Below are 20,718 nucleotides of genomic sequence, written 5' to 3'. Positions count from 1 at the left end.
CATCGCAGGTCCCTGGCAACGAACTCTTTAGCGACAGCAACAAACTTGACCACCGCGGCGGCGGCGCACACGCGGAATCGCCCGCGCCCGCCACGGCGGCACGGCGTTCAGACAGCTTCTGGCCACAGGTCGCCGCGATCGTGGCACTGACCGGCGTCGGTTACATGTTCGTCTTCGCCGACCTGGTGGCCGACGTGCTGGACGGATCGCGCAACGCGTATCTGCTGTCCGTTCCGGTGCTCATCCTCCTCATCGTCAGCAGTTATCGATCCTGCAATGACGGTGTCGGGGACTCGGAGTCAGACTGGATCCTGGCCGTACTGCTCGGCGTCGGTGGCCTGGCGGGCATCCACCTGTTCACCCAGCGCGGACCAACCGTCGCCGCGCTGTGGCACCTCGACCTGGTGGGCGTCGCCTTCTGGGTCGCCTGTTGCGCGGTGGTGGTGGCGGGTTCGCGACGAGTGTTTCGGGCGTGGGCGGCCGGGGCGTTCCTGCTGTGCTGCCTGACACCGCTGCCCTACCAACTCGCGGTCGCGCATCTGGGCGGTTCCGACGCTGACGCCGCGATGGTCGCGGGGGCGCTGGGGGCGACGGCAGTCTTTTTGTGCGGCCGCGGAATCGCGCTGCCCTGGCGCCTCGTCGCTGCCGTCGGTTGCCTTCTGCTCGCCGCCATCACCACGACGGCCCTCGACGGGGTGGTCGGTCTGACGATCCTGGTCCTCATCGCCGGGGGCGCGGTGCCGGTGCTGTGTGCCGCTCTCCTCTACCCGCTGCGCCCCGCGGCCGACCCCGTGCACGTCGGGGGCAGCACACCCCCGCCCCTGCACCGCTCGCCCCGAACCATCGCGCTGCTCACCCTCGGGGCGCTCGGGATGCTGGCCGCGCATCCTCTGCAGGGCCCACCTGCAGCTCCGCCGTCGGCACCCACTGACTGGGTGACGAACGCAGGGTTGTTCCAGCCGACTCCCATTCCATTCATCAGCCGGTTTCTGGGCCCCGACGCATCGCTGACCCGGTACACCGCTCCCGCCCCCGACGGGCACCCGCCGGCCGTGGTGGACGTCATGACCAGCCCCAATCTGGCCGGGCTGCGGGACTACACCGACGCCGTCTGGTACCCCTCGACAGAACCGCTGAACTATCGCCCGGCAGATCCGGAACTGGGCGCCCCCAACGGATCTCGGGTCGTCTACAACAATCCCGACATCGCAACCAGCGACGCCGAACAGCACTGGTACGCCGTGACATGGTTGTGGCGCACGCCGGACGCCTACGAACGTGTCACAGTGCTGGTCAATCAGTCGAACACATCGCCCGAGCCGCCACCCATGCCCCGCGCGCTGTCGGTGTCCAACACCATGATCGATCCGACTCTGTGGTTGTCGCGCCGTCAATCATCCGACCCCGCAGAACTGGATCGAAGCGTGGTGCACCGTGCCGCCGAGGTGGTCCGCGCGATCACGGAGACCCACGGGCGCGATGGGTGACGACCACCAGCACCGACCCCATCTGCATTTACCCCATCTCCCTCGACCGCACCTGCCCGCGCACCTGTCGGCGCGCACTGTGCTGCAGGGCAGGTCACTGATCCGGCTGGGCGTGGCAGCAGTCCTCATCGCCTGTCTGAGCGTGCTGGCACCCCGGTACCTCCCGGTCCTGTTGTTGACGGCGACGGCACTGGTCTACCTGGTGTCGACGGTCGACCGAAACCTCCTGATCCTCAAGGGACTTCGCTCCCCATCCTTCGTCACCATCAGCGACGAGCAGGCCTTGTCGATTCCCGACGACGAACTGCCCGTCTACACGGTGCTGCTGCCGGTCTACCACGAGCCCAAGATCGTGGAGGACCTGATCAACGGTGTCTGCCGACTCGACTACCCCAGCGACCGACTCGAACTGCTGCTGCTGGTGGAGGAGGACGACACCGAGACGCAGAACGCGCTGTCCAACCTGCCGATGGAGAACATCCGCGTCGTCCTCGTGCCGCACAGCCTGCCCAAGACCAAGCCCAAGGCCTGCAACTACGGGATGCTCCTCCCGGACCGCAGGGGCGAGCTGGTCACCATCTACGACGCCGAGGACATCCCCGACCCGCTGCAACTTCGGCGCGCGGTGGCGGCCTTCCGGAACCTGCCCGAGGACGTCGGGTGCCTGCAGGCGCGGCTCGCCTATTTCAACGAACGCCAGAATCTGCTGACGCGCTGGTTCTCCTTGGAATACGACCAGTGGTTCGGTCTGGTACTGCCGGCAGTCGAGAACGCCGGCTGCGTCGTGCCGCTCGGCGGGACCTCCAACCACATGCCGGCCCGGGTCTGGCATGCGGTCGGCGGGTGGGACGAGTTCAACGTCACCGAGGACGCTGACCTCGGCGTCCGGTTGGCGCGGCACGGGTACAAGACCCTGATCCTCGACTCCACCACTCTCGAAGAGGCCAATTCCGATGTCGTGAACTGGATCCGGCAGCGGTCCCGCTGGTACAAGGGTTACCTGCAGACCACCTTCGTCCACCTTCGCCACCCGCTGCAGCTGCGCCGGGAGATCGGCACCGTGGCTCTGCTCAGGCTGGTCAACATGACCGGGGCGATTCCGATCACCAGCGCCCTGAACCTCGTCTTCTGGTCGACGATGGTGATCTGGATACTCGGTCACCCCTCGACGATCTCGGCGCTGTTTCCACCGTTCACCTACTACATCTGCCTTGCCACCTTCATCATCGGGACGCCACTGTTCATCTTCATCGAGCTGATCGTCGCGCAGGTGCTCGGCAAGCCGTACCTGTGGTGGGCAGCCCTGCTCGTTCCGCTGTACTGGTTCCTGCAGTCGGTCGCCGCATTGAAGGCGATCTACCAGTTGATCTTCCGTCCGTTCTTCTGGGAGAAGACGGTGCACGGACTGGCCATCCCCTACTCGATACAGAAATGACAGCGCCGACATGTTCCTTCTGCTCAGACTCCTCGCCGCCCTGACGGTGGCCGTGATGGCCGTCGCGAACGCCGCCTCTGCCGCTGCCGAACCGGAGGAGAACCCCGGCATCGGCTGGCGGCAGCTCGGGCTGCCCGATCGAATCGACATCGTCGGTTCCGACCAGCCCAACGACGTCGCCGTTCCGGTGCCCCCCGGTGTGGTGCCCACCGTGCTGACCGGTTTCATCGGATCGGTGGTCAACGTGGTCGCCGGGCGGGTCGACGTGGTCGACGCAGCCGGTACGGTGCTCGGCGGCATCGTCGTACCCGCGGACCAGAGCACCGTCTGGTTCGCCGTCGACACCGCCAACGCCCAGATCGTCGAGGGCAGGGCCAAGCTGAGTTTCGTTCTGCGTGACGGCAATCAACACGTCGACGGGTGCACTCGCCCACCCACCGTGGCGCTCACCCAGCTCGCCACCGTGTTCTCCGGTGAGGTGCCCAACCCCGCCACGATCGCCGACTTCCTGCCCGGCTACCTCGAACGCATCGTGATCCGAGTCGGACCGGACCCCGCCACCGATGTGCAGCAGGCGGCGCTGAGCCTCGTCGCCAAACTCACGCACCTGTACCGGCCGATCCCCGTCCGCATCGACGTGGACACCTCCGCCGAGATCACCCCAACGGGGGGCCCGCTGCAACGAGTGGTGGACATCCGGCACAGTCCGGATTCCGGCATGTTCATCGAGTATCCCGGCACCCCCGAGTCGACCCTGGTGATCACCGGCTCCGGCGCCGAACTGCTCAATCAGACCCAGCTGTTCGCCGACCGACGAGTGGCACTGGCCCAAACCGCCGCCGCGAGTGTCGATTCGGTCGTGGACGACAAACCCAAGACCACCACCATCAAGACCTTCGACGAACTCGGGATGACCGCGTCGACGTCCGTGCAGGGCAGCACGACCCAGTACGTCGGTTTCGACACCGCGGCCTTCGGAGTCGGACCCGTCCAGCACGCCAGGATTCACGTGCTGGCCGACTACACGCCGATCGTCCGTGGCGAGGGTTCGGTGGTGATCCGGTCGGGATCCACCGTCGTCGCCTCCCGGGTGCTCGACGCGTCAGGACAACTCGATGTCACCGGTGACATCCCCAAGGAATCCATCACGTCCAACGTCGGAATAGCCGTCGAACTGCGCTACGTACCGCAGCAGCAGTGCGCACCGCCGTCGGATCGAATCACTTTCACCCTGAATCCGGCGTCGACGGTCACCGTCACACCGGGCACCGACAACCGCGGTGGGTTCCCGGTGCTGCCGGGTGCCTTCACCCCGGACTTCGACGTGGCGGTCACCGAGGCGCACGACATTCGGTACGCCGCACAGGCGATCAACCTGATGGGCCAACAGTCCAGTGTGATTCTCCAGCCGCGGTTGACCCCGCTGGCCGACACCGTTGGGTCGGGCGCCGGCCTGCTCGTCGTTGCCCCGGGTGACGTGCTGCGCGACGCGGGGCTGAACGCACCGCTGCTGACCGGAGCCGACCACACCCTCCTGGTCAGCGGCCATCCCGTCACCGGGATGAATCTGAATGGTCCGGTGGGCGTCATCCAGGCGTTCACCGCCGCGGACCGCAACGTGTTGGCGATCAGTGGTGCCACGGAACTGATCGAGCGAACCTTCGACCACATCCGCGGCCTGGAGGGGCGCTGGGCGTCACTGACCGGTGATGTGGTCGCGACCGGAGCGGCCGGCGTCCCGGTGAATCTCACCGTGCGAGAGGGCGGTGCGCTGGTCAACGAGTATCCCGGTGACGGGTGGCGGTGGTGGGCGGTGGCCTCCGGGCTGATCGGAGCGCTGCTGGTGATCGGCGCCGTTGTCGCAGTGCTGGCCCGCCGGCGAAACCGCAATCGCGAATAGGCCCGTGACCGTCACCGCATCGGCGCCGAGCGCGCCGACCCCAGCCCCCCTGGAGCGCCCACCGCACCAACCCCGGCGCGCAGTGGGCCTGGCACTGTTCGCCGGACTGAGCGCGTTGTACTTCGCCGTCGGAGCAGTACTGGTTCTGCGCTACAACCTCTTCGACCCCGACTCCCCGAGCCGGGTGGCCAACGCGGGTTACGTGGTGATGAGTCGTCATGCGCATCTCTCGGCCATCGGGTTCGTCTGGAATCCCCTTCCCAGCCTCGTTCAGATTCCGCTGATGGGCTTGAGTCACTGGTGGCCGGCGCTCAAGACACATGGTCTGGCCGGTGTCATTCAAAGCTCGATGTTCATGGCCGCGGCCGCGGTGATGATCCGCCGGATCGCGCTGGACCGTGGGCTGGGTACCGGGTGGGTGTGGCTGGCGGTGGGATGTTTCGCGCTGCAGCCGGCGATCATCGTCTACGGGGCCTCCGGGATGAGCGAGGCGGCGCAGATGTTCTGCGTCCTGTGGGCGGTCCGCTACCTGCTGCTGTGGGTGGATTCCCGCTGGCCCGGACACCTCGGTTGGGCCGGAATCGCTTTGGGGGTCGGATATCTCGCCCGGTACGAACTCGTCCCTGCCGCATGTGGGGTCATGCTGCTGGTCGCCGTCCTCGCCTGGCTGCGCCCACCGCCGGGCGAACGGCTCGCGAATTCGCTGCTGTCTGTCAGCATCGTGGCCTTCCCGATCGTTCTGAGCGCGGCGATATGGGCGATCACCGGATGGATCGTCAGCGACCAGCTGTTCGCGACGGTCTCCTCGCAGTACGGCAACGAGAGTCAGGTCTCTGCCGCGGCAAGCCACGGCGGCCCACAGGGCCTGGCGGCGTCCTCGGACTGGGTCGTGATCGCGGCCCGACTGCTCGGCATGCAGCCGTTCGTCGTCATCGCGGTCGCCGGCGCGGTCGCACTCACCGTCCTCACCCGAAGGGTCGAACATCTGGTCGCAGTCGCCGCGATCGGCCCCATGGTCCTGTTCACGATGTGGGGTCAGTACTCGTCGCTGACGTTCGGCTGGTTCAGGTTCTACCTGATGGCGGTCCCGCTGGTGCTGTGCATCGCGATTACCTGCTGGCGTCCCGGCGCCGAGCAGCCGAGCAGATGGCGCACCGGCACTCCAGTGGCGAAACTGGGCGCTGTGCTGATCTCACTGTCCATAGCGGTCGGCTTCCCAGTGACGCTGCTGGCCTCCGCTGACTCGCGGATCGGCAACCAGCAGTTGCAGTTCGGCCTCATGTCGCTCATGCGCGACGGCGATGAATCCAGCCAGCAGCAGTGGTATCGGCGCCTCCTGGTCACCGACCGCACACTGGCCGACTACTTCGACCGACGGAACCTGCCGGACGGCTCGGTCCTCATGGACAGCTTCGCCACCTGGGGGGTCTGGTTGGAGTCCGACCGCCCCCGCCAGTTCGTCATCACCAGTGACTACGACTTCAGGGCCGCCCTGAATCGGCCGTGGGACTACGGAGTTCGATACATCGTCACGGTCAATCCAGCCGTGACCGACGCGGACGCCGTCAACCGGCGATACCCGACGATATGGGCCGACGGCGCCGGGATCGGAAGGCTGGCGCTCACCGTCTACGGCGCCACCGGCGACGAGCGGTTTCGCGTCTACGAGGTCACCGAACCACCCTCGCCGGCGGTCGCCGAGCCACCGGCCGGGCCGCCGGCCGGGTGATCAGCCCGCCAGCACCGCCGCAAACGCCGTGCAGAACCAGTCCACGTCCGAGGACGAGAACACCAACGGCGGCCTGATCTTCAACACGTTGCCGTCACGTCCGCACACCGAGATCAGCACGCGCTGCTCACGCATGGCGTTGACCATCGCGTGGGCCCTCGCCCGGTCGGCCACACCCGCGCCGTCGACGACCTCGACGCCGATGTAGAGCCCCGCACCGCGGACCTCACCGATGGTCGGGTCGTCGGCCGTCAGCGCGGCCAGTTCGGTGCGCAGCGCCGCACCGACGCGCGCGGCGTTGTCGATCAGGCCCTCCTCCTCGATCACATCCAGCACCGCGCCGGCCGCGGCCATCGACACCGGGTTGCCCCCAAAGGTGTTGAAATAGGGCACTGCGCGCGCGAAGGCGGACAACACCTCCGACCGCGCGGCCATCGCGGCCACGGGCAGTCCGTTGGCCATCGGTTTGCCCATCGTCACCAGATCAGGTGTCACGCCGTGGCGGGTGAATCCCCACATTCCGTCCCCGGTGCGGCCGAATCCCGGCTGGACCTCGTCGGCGATGAACACCGCGCCGGCCCGGCGCGCCGCAGCCACCGCGGGGGCCAGCACCGTCGGATCGGGGTAGATGCCGTCGGAGGAGAAGATGGTGTCGACGATCAACGCGCTGCACCCGTAACCGGCCTGGGCCAGGTCTGCGATCGCCCGTTCGACATCGGACAGGAAGACCTCGGCCGTCCGCTCCCCCCACCGGTACGAATCGGGGGCCGCGACGGTCCGCACGTGCGGTCCCAGTGTGGTCGCCCCGCCGATCGACGGCGAGATCGCCGTCACCGCCTCGGTGTTGCCGTGGTAGGCGTCGCTGGTGACGATCACGCCGGTGGCGCCGGTGGCCATCTGCGCCACGCGGAGTGCGAGATCGTTGGCCTCCGATCCCGTACACGCGTACATCACCTGGTCGATCTCATCGGGCATGGTCTGCAGCAGGCGCTGGGAGTAGTCGACGATGCCGTCGTGCAGGTAGCGGGTGTGGGTGTTGAGCAGGCCGAGCTGCCGAGTGACGGCGGCGACCACGCGCGGATGGCAGTGCCCGACGCTGGCGACATTGTTGTAGGCGTCCAGGTGGGGCGTGTCGTGCGCGTCGAACAGTCGGGTGCCCTGACCGCGGACCAGGTGTACCGGCCGTTCGTAGAACAGCCGGTACGCCGGGCCCAGCACGCGCTCCCGCGAGGAGATCAGAGCCGCGGCGTCGGGGTCGAGACTCTGACCGCCGCGGTAGCTGTTGGAGTCCATGATGTTGGAGAACCCCGGCGCCGGGGCGTGCGCGTGCGACTGTGAGGTCACCGTTCGTGCGCCTCCTCCAGCACGGTCCGACCCAGATCCGAATAACGCTGCGGATCTTTGTATTTGAGGTAGATGGCCCACACGATACCCGCCACGCCCACACCACCGACCACGATCGGGATGGAGCTGAAGATCCAGTCGCTCGCGGCAGAGCCGGCCGCGAAGGAGGCGTTCTTGGTCAGGAGGTAGATCACGTACGCCATGCCGAGCCCGCCCAGAAGCGGTGCCAGGAAGGTCTTGAACCAGTGCGCGGTGTCCGGATGGTTCTTGTGCACGTGGAAGTACGAGATGACCGAGAAGGCCGCGAGCGCCTGGACGATCATGATGGCCGTCGTGCCGAGCAGGGCCATCAGTCCGTACAGACCCGTGTACGGGTCGCGCCCGGTGACATCGAAGAACAGCACCACGGCCGTGGCGAATCCGGTCTGGACGAACCCGGCGATGTGGGGCGAGCCGTGGACGGGGTGGGTGGTCCCGATGGTGCGGCGCATGCCCGGGATGACGTTCTCCCGGCCAAGGGCGTACAGGTAACGCGCCGCACAATTGTGGAACGCCATGCCGCACGCGAACGATCCGGTCATCAGCAGGATCTTGAACATGTCGACGGCCCACACGCCGAAGTGCTCGTGCACCGGGGTGAAGAAGATGTCACCGGCGGTCGAGGCGTCCTGCGCCAGGGCGACGGACTTCTCGGGACCCGTGCCGACGATCGCCAGCCATGACACCAGGACGTAGAACACGCCGATTCCCACCACCGAACTGATCACCGCGATCGGGATGATCTTCTTCGGGTTGCGGGACTCCTCGCCGTACATGGCCGACGACTCGAATCCCACCCACGACCAGAAGGCGAAGAACAGGCCGACGCCGGCGGATCCCGCGACCGTGATCATGCTGCCGTCGACTCCGGCGACCTCACCGGACAGGCTCGTGAACCCGTTGATCGGGTTGAGCGATCCCAGCGACCAGCCCTCTGGACCGCCGCCGGTGAACACCACCGAACCCGCCATCAGTGCGAGCATGATGATCTCGGTGATCAGGAAGACACCGAGCACCTTGGCCGCGAGGTTGATGTCGAAGTAGGTCAGCACCGCGTTCACCGCGAGCATCACGACCGCGAAGACGATCCACGGCACGTCGACCCCGAAGAAGGACTTGAACAGGTCGTTGCCGAAGAAGGAGAAGATCCCGATCAGCGACGCCTCGAACACCATGTAGGCCAGTGCGGTCAGGAATCCCGCGCCCAGACCGACGATTCGGCCCAGACCGTGCGAGATGTAGCCGTAGAACGCACCGGTCGCGGTGATGTGCTTACTCATCGCCGCGTAACCGATGGCGAACAGGGTCAGGACGATCGTGGCGACGAAGTAACCCGCGGGTGCGTACGCGCCGTTTCCGAAACCGACTGCGATCGGCACGTTTCCGACCATCGCGGTGATCGGCGCGGCTGTGGCCACGGCCATGAAGAGCACGCCGATCAGGCCGACGGCGTTGGGTTTGAGCCGCTGTACGGATGTGCTGGATCCGGAGGATCCGGCCGAGGACGAATCGATGGTTTCGCTCATGGTGGTCCCGTCTGAAAGTGCTTAACACCAGGTCCGTAATTGGTCTGGTATTGCCGAAGCCCCGGGGTAGCAGGCTGTTCCGGGGCGGTGCAGAAGTGATCGGTGACGACTCTGTCGCGCGATGACGACAGAAGCTACTGGCGAGATGAACGCTGGTCAACTCCAAAAATAAGCTGTGAGAATGCTGTCAGCGCAGCGCGTGTTGCGCCATGTGTCCGCTGTGAAACAGCGATGTTAAATCGCGTTTTTTGGTCTGCTCGTCGCCGTCTTATGGGCCAGAATCTCCCCTATGCCTGGACTGCCCGAAGACCACGAGCGTTTCGCTCGGGCGGCCCTGGGCGCCTATGGACGCGCCCCGGACACGCCGCTGCGACTGCTCAGCCTCTCGGAGAACGCGACATACCTCGTGGGCGACGTGGGGGGTGACGACGCACCGGTGGTGCTCCGGGTGCATCGCCCCGGCTACCACAGCCTCGAAGAGATCCGATCCGAGTTGGACTGGATGGCCGCGTTGCGGACGCAGACGAGTGTCCGCACACCGGAACTGGTGCCGAACCTGCGCGGTGAACCGGTGACGACGGCCCACGTGGACGGCCGGACCCTGTACGTCGACGCGGTGAGCTTCGTCCCGGGGTGCACGGCCGAAGAGAATCCCGACGTGGTCGGATTCGACGCACTCGGAGAGCTGACGGCGATCATGCACGACCACGTGCAGTCCTGGACCGCACCGGCACACTTCACGAGGTTCCGCTGGGACCTGGACGCCATCATCGGCCCGCACGCCCGCTGGGGCGACTGGCGGGCGGCACCGTCGCTGACCGCTTCAGATCGTGCGGTGATCGAACGCGCTGTCGCCGAAATCACAGGCAGGCTCGCGGAATTCGGGATGCGCCCGGACCGCTTCGGCCTGGTCCACGCCGATCTGCGCCTGGCGAATCTGATGGTCGATCCGGCTGCGCCCGACAACGGCATCACCGTGATCGACTTCGATGACTGCGGATGGTCCTGGCATCTGGCCGACCTGGGCGCGGTGGTGTCGTGGATCGAGGACACCCCGGCCGCGGAACGGATCATCTCCGACTGGCTCTCGGGGTACCTGGCCCGAAGGCCCCTCCCCGCCGCAGACCTGGCGATGATCCCGACGTTCGTGATGCTGCGCCGAATCCACCTCACCGCGTGGACGGCCTCACATCACGACGCCGACGCGGCCATCGCCGTGGGACCCGAATTCGCCACGGGCACCGCGGCATTGGCCCAGCGCTACCTCGAAGACCCGGATTGGTTGACCGAAGCCATCACTCGCGCCGGTCAGCCCGCGACCAGATAGGAGAATCCATGTTCGACCTTGAGGGCCGGTCGGTGCTGATCACCGGGGGCAGCAGGGGCATCGGCCGGGGAATCGCGACGGTGTTCGCCAGGGCCGGTGCCAATGTCGCGGTGTCGGCGCGCTCACAGGACCACCTCGACGCGTGTGCCGGCGACTTGGACGGCCTGGGCTCCGGCAAGGTCATCACGGTGCGGGCCGACGTCTCCGACCGCGACTCGTGCACCGCGCTGGCCGAAGCCGTCACCGACGCTTTCGGAGGCATCGACGTGCTGTGCGCCAACGCCGGCATCTTCCCCGATGCGAAGTTGTCCACGATGACCCCCGAGCAGTTGGAGGAGGTGCTCGGCGTGAACGTCAAGGGCACCTTCTACGCCGTGCAGGCCTGCCTCGACGCGCTGATCGCCTCGGGTTCCGGGCGCGTGATCCTGACGTCCTCGATCACGGGGCCCATCACCGGTTTTCCCGGCTGGTCGCACTACGGCGCGTCCAAGTCCGCACAGCTGGGCTTCATGCGCACCGCCGCGATCGAACTGGCACCGCACGGCATCACGGTCAACGCGATCCTGCCCGGCAACATCATGACCGAGGGCCTGGCGGAGATGGGACCGGACTACATCGCGGGCATGACCCGCAGCATCCCCGCCGGCGCGCTGGGCACACCGGAGGACATCGGCCACCTCGCAGCCTTCCTGGCCAGCCGCGAGGCCAGCTACATCACCGGACAGTCCATCGCCGTGGACGGCGGGCAGGTGCTGCCCGAGTCCCCGGACGCGGTGGCCCCGTAGGGAAGGTCGGCACGCCATGGAGGAGTCCGCCGGCGGACCCGTCGCCGAGGATGTCCGGCGACGGATCCTGTCCATGCTGGCGCGTGGGGATCTGCGGCCCGGATCGCGCTTGGGCACCGAACGTGAGATGGCCGAGTCGTTCGCGGTGTCCCGCGCTACGCTGCGCAGCGCTCTGCTGCCGCTGAGCCAGGCCGGGGTCCTCGAACGGCGGACCGGACGCGGCGGGGGCACATTCGTGCGCGCCGACGTCGTCGAACGCAACGCGGCCGAACTCGCGGGCCTGCCCGCGCGGCTTCATTCCGGTGGGCACACCAGTGCCACCCGAGTGCTTGCGACGGACCGCAGGCCCGCCACGCCCGCCGAGGCGGCCGCACTCGAAATCGACGACGACGCCGAGGTGTTCACCATCCGGCGGCTCCGGTATGCCGACGGGGTGCCGCTGTCGGTGGACCAGGGGTGCTTTGTCGCAGACCAGGTGCACGACCTGCTGGAGCAGCCGCTCGGCGGCTCGATCTATGAGCTGCTGCGGATCCGCTACGGCCTGGTGCCGGCCAGCACCACCGAGACCATCGAGGTGGTCAGCGCAAGCCCGCGGGAGGCGCTGTGGCTCGAGATCTCCCAGCGCAGGCCGCTGCTCGCGATCACCAGGGTCGCGCGCGACGCCCGCGGCCGGCCGTTCGAGTACGCCTATGACCTGTTCCGGGCCGACCGGGTCCGGCTGACCGCCACGATGTCGAGCGGCACGATGTCGAGCGCCGAGATCACGCCCGCCCACCGCGAGCGCCGCGGCACCGACGGCCGCGTCGAACTCGCCATCTAGGCCCCGCTCCTCTCACCCGAGCGCTCCCGAGAGGCCGCTGGGTCAGCCCAGCTTGCGCAGCCGCGGTTCGAGATCGCGCTGGAACAGCTCCAGGAACCGCCGCTGGTCGTGGCCCGGGGCGTGGAAGACCAGGTGGTTGAGCCCCCAGTCCACGTACTGTTTGACCTTGGCCACGGCCTCATCCGGGTCCGAGGCGACGATCCAGCGCTTGGCCACCTGCTCGATCGGCAGCGCGTCGGCGGCCTTCTCCATCTCGATCGGGTCGTCGATCGAGTGCTTCTGCTCGGCGGTCAGCGACAGCGGGGCCCAGAACCGGGTGTTCTCCAGCGCCAGGTCCGGGTCGGTGTCGTAGGAGATCTTGATCTCGATCATCCGGTCGATGTCGTCGGCGCTGCGGCCAGCGGCCTCGGCGCCCTCCTTGACGGCCGGGATGAGCTTGTCCTTGTACAGCTCCTCGCCCTTGCCCGACGTGCAGATGAATCCGTCACCGGCGCGGCCCGCGTACTTGGCCACCACGGGTCCGCCCGCGGCGATGTACACCGGCACGCCACCTTCGGGCACGTCGTAGATCGAGGCGCCCTTGAGGTGGTAGTACTCGCCGTCGAAGTCGACCCGGTCACCCAGCCAGAGTTCGCGCATCAGCTTCACCGACTCGCGCAGTCGCGCGAAGCGCTCCTTGAACTCCGGCCACTCCCCGATATAGCCCGTGGCGATCTCGTTGAGCGCCTCACCCGTGCCGACGCCCAAGAAGATCCGGCCCGGATACAGGCACGCCATGGTGGCGAAGGCCTGGGCGATGACGGCCGGGTTGTAGCGGAACGTCGGGGTCAGCACCGACGTGCCCAACTGCAGGTTCTGAGTGCGCTCGCCGACCGCGGTCATCCAGGCCAAGGAGAACGGTGCGTGGCCACCCTCGTGGCGCCACGGTTGGAAGTGGTCGCTGACCGTGGCACTGTCCATCCCGTGCTCTTCGGCGGCCACCGCAAGTTCGACGAGTTCGCGCGGCGCAAACTGCTCCGCCGAAGCCTTATATCCCAGTTTGAGTTCAGCCACGATGTCCTTTCTACTCCTCATCCTCTTCCGGACGGCACGCCACTAGACTTCGGCCCATGACCGCCGCGCGCGTCGAGCTGATCCAGGTCACCGACTCGGTCCACCTCGCGCAGACGCCGCTGGTGAACTGGACGTTGGTGATCGGTTCCGAGGGCGTCATCCTGATCGACACCGGGTTCCCCGGCGACCGCCCGCAGGTGCTGGCGTCGCTGCGTGAGCTGGGGTGCGCTCCCGAGGACGTCATGGCAATTCTCCTGACGCACGCCCACATCGACCATTTCGGCACCGCGATCTGGTTCGCCGCCGAACACCGCACACCGGTGTACTGCCACGCCGACGAAGTCGGTCACGCCAAACGGGAGTACCTCGAGCAGGCGTCGCCGGCGGGCGTGGCCAGGCACGCGTGGCAGCCGAGATGGCTGAAGTGGTCATACGACATCGCCCGCAAAGGCGCGTTCAACCACGCCGGAATCCCGTCCACACAACCGTTCTCCGAGGACGTCGCGAGGACGCTGCCGGGTCGTCCGGTCGCGATCCCCACCCCCGGTCACACCGGGGGACACTGCTCGTTCCTGGTCGACGGCGTGCTGGTGTCCGGTGACGCCCTGGTGACGGGGCATCCGACCTCGACGCGGCGCGGGCCCCAACTGCTGCACCGCGTGTTCAACCACGACGAGGCCGGATGTGTGCGCAGCCTCGGGGCGCTGGCCCTGCTCGAGACCGAGGTGTTGATCCCCGGGCACGGCGATCTGTGGCACGGCCCCATCCGGGAACTCGCGGACCGGGCCACCCCTAGACATCGGTGAGCCCAAGGTGTTCACGCAGCGTCGCTCCGGCATAGCCGGTACGGAGGACACCGCGTGCCTGCAGCACCGGCACCACGGAGTCGACGAACTCGGACAGACCGTCGGCGGGCACCATGAAGCCGTCGCACGCGTGTGAGTGCACACCCGCGACCATCTCGTCGGCGATGCGATCGGGCGTCCCACTGAGTTCTGATACAGGTCGAAAATCACTGTCCGACACCAGAACCGGATGCCCACCGGGACCTGCGGGCAGGGTCGCCAGGCCGTGCGCGAGGAAGTGGTCACCGGCGAAGTCAACGGGCCGGATCCGGGCCGGGTCGCTGTAGCTGCCGGAGTCGACGTCGGCGAGCACCGCACCGGCGTTCCAGGAGTCCCAGAACTGAGCCACCAGTTCGACGAACTCGCGGGTGCGGGCCGAGCCCTCCCCGCCGGCGAGGATCCAGCCGGCCCGACCGGCGCTGAGGTGATCCAATGTTGCCAGCTGCCGTGACACTTCGAAGGGCTCAGCGGATTCGGCGTCCACCGCGGCGACCAGACCGATGTGCTCGGTCGCACCGGAGACCGCCGCCAACATCGTCAGCGGGTCGGGCCCACCCTCACGCAGCATGACGAAGTCGAAGCAGCCCCGCTCTGCGGTGCGGGCCTGCGACACCACCTCACCGGGCGTACCCGAGACCACGGCGGCCAGATGAATCCGCCTGTGGCCGAGCCCGTCTGAGGTCACAGTCCCCACCGCTGCGCGAGCAGTTCGTGGCTGCGGAGCCGGTCGGCGTGGCCGTGGGTGACCGAGGTGATCACCAGTTCGTCGGCGCCGCTGAGCTTCTGCAGCGCGCTCAAGCGCTGTGCCACCTGATCCGGATCGCCCACGAACTGGGTTGCGGTGCGGTCCTTGACGACGGCGGCCTGTTCCTCGGTCAGCGGCGGGCAGTCGCGCGGGTCGGGATAGGGCACGGCACCTCCCTGCGCCCGAATCGAATACACCCAGGCGCCGTAGCTGGCGGCCAGGCGGCGCGCGGTCGACTCGTCGTCGGCCACCACGACGTCCGCAGAGATCACCACATACGGTTCGGCGAGCGCCGCCGACGGCTGAAACGCGGCACGGTAGGCCTCGACGGCATCGAGCGCGGTGGCGGGCGTGATGTGGTAGCTGGCCACGAACGGGAGCCCGCGCGCCCCGGCGACCTGCGCGCTCTGCCCCTTGCTGCTGCCGAAGATCCAGGGCGTCAGACCACTCCCCTCACCCGGGACCGCATGCACGTCGACACCGTCGACGGCGAAGCTGCCCTCGATCATGTCCAGGATGTCGGCGACCTGATCGGCGAAGTCGGGTGCGGTCGCCCCAGGGGCCGTCAGCACGCTCGTCGCGGCCTTCATCCGGGCACTGGACATCACCGCACGGAGATCGAACGGCGGCGGGATCACGACGCCGTCGACCTCCTGCCACACCCGGGGCGGCCGGGGCGCGCGCGGACGTTCACGCTGCGCCTCGGTGCGCCGCTGGCCGGATCTGCCGATCCCGAAGTCGATGCGGTCCGGATGCAGCGCGGCCAGGATGCCGAAGCTCTCCAACGCCGCGATCGCGGTCGTGAAACCCAGCTGCACGGCGGCCGCCCCGACGCGAATGCGGTTGGTGGCGGCGAGGATCTGCCCGGCCAGCACCGCGGGCTGGGAGCTCGCGACAGCGACGAAGTGGTGTTCGGCCAGCCAGTACCGTCGGTAGCCCCACCGCTCGGCGTGCTGGGCGAGGTCGACGGCGTTGCGCAGTGCGGTGTAGGCGTCGCTGCCCGCGCTGATCGGCGCGAGATCGAGCACGGACAGCGGGACGTCGATCGAATCACTCATGGGGTGGCCACATTTCGGTCGGCGGGACAGCGAAGCCCCAGACGGGTGCGCAGCGTCTCGCCGTCGGCGTACGCGGAGCGGAACCGGCCGGTGCGCTGCAGCAGCGGCACCACGCGGTCGACGATGACGGGCAGATCCCGGTGCTGCACCGCAGGGCGCAACCGGACACCGTGCACGCCGATGTCGTGCCAGCGCACGATCAGTTCGGCAATCTCCTCGGGACCGTCGTCGAGAATGACTGCATCCGAACCGAATGCGGTGTCACCACCGAAGGTGACGACCGCGTCGGCATACACCCTGAGATCCCCCAGCGCTGCCACCTCGGCCAGCAGCGCCTGCAGCTCGTCGTCGTCGCCGGGCGTGATGAAAACCAGATCCGCTGCCGCAGAAGCGAACTCATAGACACGGGTGGCATGCGCCAACGCCGCGATCACCGGCTGGCCCTGCGGTGGCGATGGGTCCGCGTCCGCCCAACAGCGCCGCGCGACCTCCAGGGAGTCGACTGCGTCGTCGAACAGCGCGTCCGGGGCCCCGGGCCCGCCACGGCCGAACAGCGCGGCCTCATGCGCCGACGTGCTGACCCGCACCTGCCAGCCGGCCCGGCCGGCCGACAGGGCATCCAGCGTGGCGATGGCGCGGGCGACCCGCTGCGGCACGGTGTGCGTCACGGTGGCCACCGGAATCACCCCGATGTGCTCGGTGGCGGCGGCCATGCGCGCCGCGGCCAGCACCGCGTCACCCCGGCCCGCGAGCCGACCCGGGCTGATGTGGGCGCGTCGGCCGGGTTGCGGCGTCAACGTGTCATCGACGGTGACGAAGTCGAGCAGTCCCCGCTCGGCCGTCACCGCCAGCGCGGCCCAATGGTCCCCGGACAGCGCCGACGGCGCGCCGGGGTCGTCTCGCAGCGCGCTGCGCCACGCCAGCCGGTGCCAGCCGTAGCCGTCCAGGGCCACAGCGACATGCAGCTGACCGCTCGGGGACGCTGCGGCGTCCGCGGTACCGATCACCACACCAGGGTCCAACGTGGCGCCGCGAAATGCATTCCTGCGCCCGGTTCTGCTCACCGCGAGCCCAAATTCGCCCTTGTCGGGAAAAACTTGACACGTGTAAAGTCCGGCTCATGGACAACATCAGGGGTAAGACCATCGCGATCACGGGGGCTGCCCGCGGCATCGGTTACGCGACCGCGAAGGCCCTGCTGGCCCGCGGTGCGCGCGTGGTGATCGGCGACCGCGACGTGGCTGTCCTCGATCAGGCCGTCGGCGAGCTGGTCCGCCTGGGCCAGGCCACGGGTTACCCCGTGGACGTGACGGACCCCGAGTCGTTCGCGGTGTTCCTGGACAAGGCACGCACCGACGGCGCGGGCCACATCGACGTGCTGATCAACAACGCGGGCGTGATGCCGGTCGGCCCGTTCCTGGAGCAGACCGATCAGGCCATCCGCACATCGGTCGAGGTCAACTTCTGCGGTGTGCTCACCGGGTGCCGGCTGGTGCTGCCGGAGATGGTCAAGCGCCGCAGCGGGCACATCGTCAACATCGCCTCGATGGCGGGCATGGTCGCGGTCCCGGGCCAGGCCGTCTATGCGGGCACGAAGTTCGCGGTCGTGGGCCTGTCCACCGCGCTCGCCGACGAGTTCGCCCCGCAGGGCGTCAAGGTCAGCGTCGTCCTCCCGACGTTCACCAACACCGAGCTGATCTCGGGCACCGACGCCAGCGGCGCGCAGAAGCCCGTACAACCCGAGGACATCGCGGCGGGTGTCGCCAAGGTGCTCGACAAACCGTCGATCACCCATCTGTCCGTGCCGGGGCCGCTGCGGGCCGTCGGCGCCCTGACGCAACTGCTCCCGGCCCGCGGCAGGCGCTGGCTGTCGCACAAGCTGGGCAACGACACCGTGTTCCTGAACTTCGACACCTCGGCCAGGGCGGCCTACGAACAGCGCGCCCAGAACGCCACCGGCGTGCAGGAGAAGCCCGACAACTGACCCGGCCCTAACCGGGCCCCGCCCGCATGATCCGGGCGAGTTCGGCCCGCGATGTGGCACCCACGCGCTGGCAGGCGCGAAGAATGTGGCCCTCGACGGTGCGCACCGACGTCACCAGCTTGTCGGCGATCTCCTTGTTGGCCAACCCGGCGGCCACCAACTCCGCCACCTCTCGCTGACGGCCCGTCAACGGCGTCGGCGTGGCCGGGCTGCGGGTCGCGGGAGTGCACAGACCGCCGCACTCACTGGCCATCTGCGCCGCGACCGAGGCGGCGAACAGGCCCCGGCTGCGCGACTGCGCGCCCGTGAACGCCACCGCGGCCTGGGCCGCGGTGTCGGCGGCCGTCGCGCGGTCACCCACCTTCTGGTAGGCCGTCGACGCCGCCAGCAGCCCCTCGCCGTCGCGCGCCAGCAGGGCCTTGGCGTGCAGCGCGACCGCATCCGCCAGGGGCAGCCGCAGCTGCGCCGACAACTCGGCAGCCCGCTGTGCAACCACGTCGAGGCCGTCCCGCACGCCCCACTGCACCGCGGCCTGCAGGCACGCCAGCTCGTGGGTGAGCTGGCCCCGGTCCCTCGCGACCGCGGCCTCGACCAGCACGGTGTCGATGGCCTCCTGCAGCGATCCGGCCGCCGCCAGCGCCCATCCCGTCGCAAGCGCCAACCCCGTCTGCATGAACAGGGCGTCGGGTCGCACGCTCTGGCGTGCCTCGGCCACCATCTCCGCGGCCGCCTCGGCCTCACCCAGTTTCGCGTGCGCCTCGGCCAGGGCGAAGACGCAGGCGGGCCGCAGACCGGTCGTGACCCCGTGCTTCTCAACCCCGGCCAGCGCCTCGTGCAGTTTCTTGACCGCTGACCCCACGTCACCGCTCATCAGGTCGGCGACCCCGGCCATGAACACCAGATTCGCGTAGGCCAGGCTCGGCATGTCCTGCGCCAGCGCGGACAGCGTGTCCGCCGCGCGCCGGCACTCCTCGATCCGACCCGTCAACCGGCACGCCCTCGCATACACCCCGGCGAACCAGAACCGCATGTGCGAGCTCTCGTACGACTTGGCCGCCCGCTCCTGCGCGGCCCGCGTCACCACCCCGATGTCCTCGGCGTGCCCGAGCGCACCCGCCGCCATGACCAGCGCCACCGCCGCGAGCATGGCGTTCTGGTCGGACAGCGCACCCGAGTCCAGTGCCTCGCGTGCCTTGCGCTCGGCCTCCGCGCACCGGGCGAACACCGCATCCACGCACGCCTCGACCGAGTACCGGGCGGCTCGCTGGTCCTCGGTCTCGTCGGGCCCGGCGAGTGCGGCCAACAGTCGCTCCGCCTCGCGCGGACGCCCGAGCATCCAGATCAGGTTCGCGGCGCGCAGCGTGGTCCAGCGGTGACGGTCGCCGTCGTCGCGTTCCGACAGCTCTCGCAGGAACTCCTCGGCACTGTCGCCGTCGCCGGCCAGAAAGCGGTTGACCGCCATGACCTCGGCGGCGTCCTCGGACCCCGCATCCGCGGCGGCCTTGGCGAATCTCTCGGCGAGTTCGAGGTCCAACAGCCTCATGGTGTGCCGGGCCGCATCGGTGTACAGCGGCGGATCCGGCGGCAGGTCGGACTCCAGCGTCAGCAGCGCGCGCCGGACGGTGACCTGCGGATCCCCATCGGTGTGACCCGCAAGCCGCTGGGCCAGTGTGCCGCGCACCTTGGACAGGTGCATCTCCCCCACCGCGGCCCGGCGCAGTTCTCCGAACAGTGGGTGGGCCAACCGCACTGACAACTGATCGTTGCTGCGATCGACGGTGATCAGACGCATCTGCTCGGCGGCCTCCAGGGGCGCACGGCCGACGAGGTCCGCCAGGACGTCGACGCGCAACGGCTCGCACTGCGACAGCGCGTCGACCACCGTGGCCAACTCCGGTGACAGCCGGTCCAGTTGAGTGCCCACCAGATCCGTCATGTTCTGCGAGACCGCGACGTCACCGTCCCAGATCCAGACCCCCGCCACCCGGCGGACCCGGCCCGCGGCCACCTGGTCCTTCAACAGCTGCTGCAGAAACAGCGCATTGCCGCCGGTGAGCCGCCAAAACCGTTGGGCACTGCGGGCATCCACCGGACCCTCGAGCACGGCCTCGACCATGGCCCGTGTCGACTCCGCCGACAGCGGCTCCAGATCCAGACGCGCGAGCAGGCCGTCCTTCCACAGCGCGCGCACAGCGTCGGGCTCCCCGGCCCCCGTGCGGACCGTGACCACCAGCCGGGCCTCGCGCGTCTGGGCCAACTGGTGCACCACGTGAGCGGAGAATCCGTCGAGCAGGTGCGCATCGTCGACGCCGATCGTGATGCGACCCTGACGTTGCTGGGAGACAAGAGAATTGATCACGCGGCGCACGCTGGGACTCGGCTCGTTGATGGTGTCTCCGAGCGCTGCCATGAAGGCACCGAGCGGAATCGGCCGCGCCGATGCCGTGCCGACCACCCAATTCGTCCGTGTGCCGGCCGCGGCGGCCTGAGTCAGCAGTTCACGCGCAAGCCTGGTCTTGCCGACGCCTGCGGCCCCGGCGATCACCACGCCCGCGTAGTTGCCGACCCCACTCAGCGCCCGACGAAGCGTCGCCAGTTCACTGTCCCGCCCGGTCAGCGCCTCCCCGCTGATCACGGGCCG

Annotated in this window: 16 protein-coding genes; 9 read left to right on the top strand and 7 right to left on the bottom strand. The window is 68.5% G+C overall.

Annotated elements, in window-relative coordinates; genetic code table 11:
- Window positions 1-140: 140 nt before the first annotated feature.
- Genes A5727_RS21855 through A5727_RS21840 form a run of 4 tightly spaced genes read left to right on the top strand, consistent with a single transcriptional unit; the run spans window position 141 to window position 6,551 of the window.
- Window positions 141-1,487: a hypothetical protein gene (locus tag A5727_RS21855; RefSeq protein WP_157521503.1), complete on the top strand. Its 1,347-nt coding sequence runs from the start codon at window positions 141-143 to the stop codon at window positions 1,485-1,487.
- A complete protein-coding gene (locus A5727_RS21850; RefSeq protein WP_082949955.1) occupies window positions 1,480-2,922 on the top strand; it encodes a glycosyltransferase in 1,443 nt (480 codons plus the stop codon). The genes A5727_RS21855 and A5727_RS21850 overlap by 8 nt, the downstream gene beginning before the upstream one ends.
- 10 nt (window positions 2,923-2,932) lie before the next feature.
- The gene (locus tag A5727_RS21845; protein ID WP_068254941.1) at window positions 2,933-4,822 is read left to right on the top strand and encodes a hypothetical protein; all 1,890 of its coding nucleotides are present in this window, start codon (window positions 2,933-2,935) and stop codon (window positions 4,820-4,822) included.
- A 4-nt stretch (window positions 4,823-4,826) separates the two neighbouring features.
- Window positions 4,827-6,551, top strand: coding sequence for an ArnT family glycosyltransferase (locus tag A5727_RS21840; protein ID WP_231992183.1), 1,725 nt, complete (start codon window positions 4,827-4,829; stop codon window positions 6,549-6,551).
- Here the strand turns inward: A5727_RS21840 and A5727_RS21835 are convergent, their stop codons facing one another.
- Complete coding sequence (locus A5727_RS21835) at window positions 6,552-7,844, bottom strand: aspartate aminotransferase family protein (protein ID WP_068255038.1); 1,293 nt, start codon at window positions 7,842-7,844, stop codon at window positions 6,552-6,554.
- Window positions 7,845-7,891: 47 nt separating this feature from the next.
- Complete coding sequence (locus A5727_RS21830; protein WP_068254938.1) at window positions 7,892-9,460, bottom strand: APC family permease; 1,569 nt, start codon at window positions 9,458-9,460, stop codon at window positions 7,892-7,894.
- 289 nt (window positions 9,461-9,749) lie between these two features.
- On the opposite strand from A5727_RS21830, the gene A5727_RS21825 reads away from it, so the two are divergent.
- The 3 genes from A5727_RS21825 to A5727_RS21815 are packed head-to-tail and all read left to right on the top strand — an operon-like array spanning window position 9,750 to window position 12,392.
- Window positions 9,750-10,787, top strand: coding sequence for a phosphotransferase enzyme family protein (locus A5727_RS21825; protein WP_068254934.1), 1,038 nt, complete (start codon window positions 9,750-9,752; stop codon window positions 10,785-10,787).
- Window positions 10,788-10,795: 8 nt separating this feature from the next.
- The gene (gene fabG, locus A5727_RS21820; RefSeq protein ID WP_068254930.1) at window positions 10,796-11,572 is read left to right on the top strand and encodes a 3-oxoacyl-ACP reductase FabG; all 777 of its coding nucleotides are present in this window, start codon (window positions 10,796-10,798) and stop codon (window positions 11,570-11,572) included.
- Between the two features lie 16 nt (window positions 11,573-11,588).
- Complete coding sequence (locus tag A5727_RS21815; protein WP_068254926.1) at window positions 11,589-12,392, top strand: GntR family transcriptional regulator; 804 nt, start codon at window positions 11,589-11,591, stop codon at window positions 12,390-12,392.
- Between the two features lie 42 nt (window positions 12,393-12,434).
- Here the strand turns inward: A5727_RS21815 and fgd are convergent, their stop codons facing one another.
- A complete protein-coding gene (gene fgd / locus A5727_RS21810) occupies window positions 12,435-13,445 on the bottom strand; it encodes a glucose-6-phosphate dehydrogenase (coenzyme-F420) (protein ID WP_068254923.1) in 1,011 nt (336 codons plus the stop codon).
- 56 nt (window positions 13,446-13,501) lie between these two features.
- On the opposite strand from fgd, the gene A5727_RS21805 reads away from it, so the two are divergent.
- A complete protein-coding gene (locus A5727_RS21805; RefSeq protein ID WP_068254919.1) occupies window positions 13,502-14,251 on the top strand; it encodes an MBL fold metallo-hydrolase in 750 nt (249 codons plus the stop codon).
- Here the strand turns inward: A5727_RS21805 and A5727_RS21800 are convergent.
- Genes A5727_RS21800 through A5727_RS21790 form a run of 3 tightly spaced genes read right to left on the bottom strand, consistent with a single transcriptional unit; the run spans window position 14,238 to window position 17,100 of the window.
- Complete coding sequence (locus A5727_RS21800) at window positions 14,238-14,975, bottom strand: LLM class flavin-dependent oxidoreductase (protein ID WP_068254916.1); 738 nt, start codon at window positions 14,973-14,975, stop codon at window positions 14,238-14,240. The two genes, A5727_RS21805 and A5727_RS21800, sit on opposite strands and share 14 nt — an antisense overlap.
- Window positions 14,972-16,093 (bottom strand): LLM class flavin-dependent oxidoreductase, encoded by a 1,122-nt coding sequence (locus A5727_RS21795; RefSeq protein ID WP_068254913.1) that lies wholly within the window; start codon window positions 16,091-16,093, stop codon window positions 14,972-14,974. The genes A5727_RS21800 and A5727_RS21795 overlap by 4 nt, the downstream gene beginning before the upstream one ends.
- A complete protein-coding gene (locus tag A5727_RS21790; protein WP_231992182.1) occupies window positions 16,090-17,100 on the bottom strand; it encodes an LLM class flavin-dependent oxidoreductase in 1,011 nt (336 codons plus the stop codon). Before A5727_RS21790 ends, A5727_RS21795 begins: the two co-directional genes overlap by 4 nt.
- A gap of 113 nt (window positions 17,101-17,213) precedes the next feature.
- On the opposite strand from A5727_RS21790, the gene A5727_RS21785 reads away from it, so the two are divergent.
- Window positions 17,214-18,077, top strand: coding sequence for an SDR family oxidoreductase (locus A5727_RS21785; protein ID WP_068254911.1), 864 nt, complete (start codon window positions 17,214-17,216; stop codon window positions 18,075-18,077).
- A gap of 7 nt (window positions 18,078-18,084) precedes the next feature.
- Here the strand turns inward: A5727_RS21785 and A5727_RS21780 are convergent, their stop codons facing one another.
- On the bottom strand, window positions 18,085-20,712 hold the full coding sequence (locus A5727_RS21780) for a LuxR C-terminal-related transcriptional regulator (protein WP_068254907.1): 2,628 nt from the start codon (window positions 20,710-20,712) through the stop codon (window positions 18,085-18,087).
- Between the last annotated feature and the right edge of the window lie 6 nt (window positions 20,713-20,718).

The organism is Mycobacterium sp. ACS4331 (genome assembly GCF_001667265.1).
Lineage (GTDB): Bacteria > Actinomycetota > Actinomycetes > Mycobacteriales > Mycobacteriaceae > Mycobacterium.
Note: the sequence above shows the minus strand (reverse complement) of the source record. Positions and strands in the feature narration are given on the sequence as shown.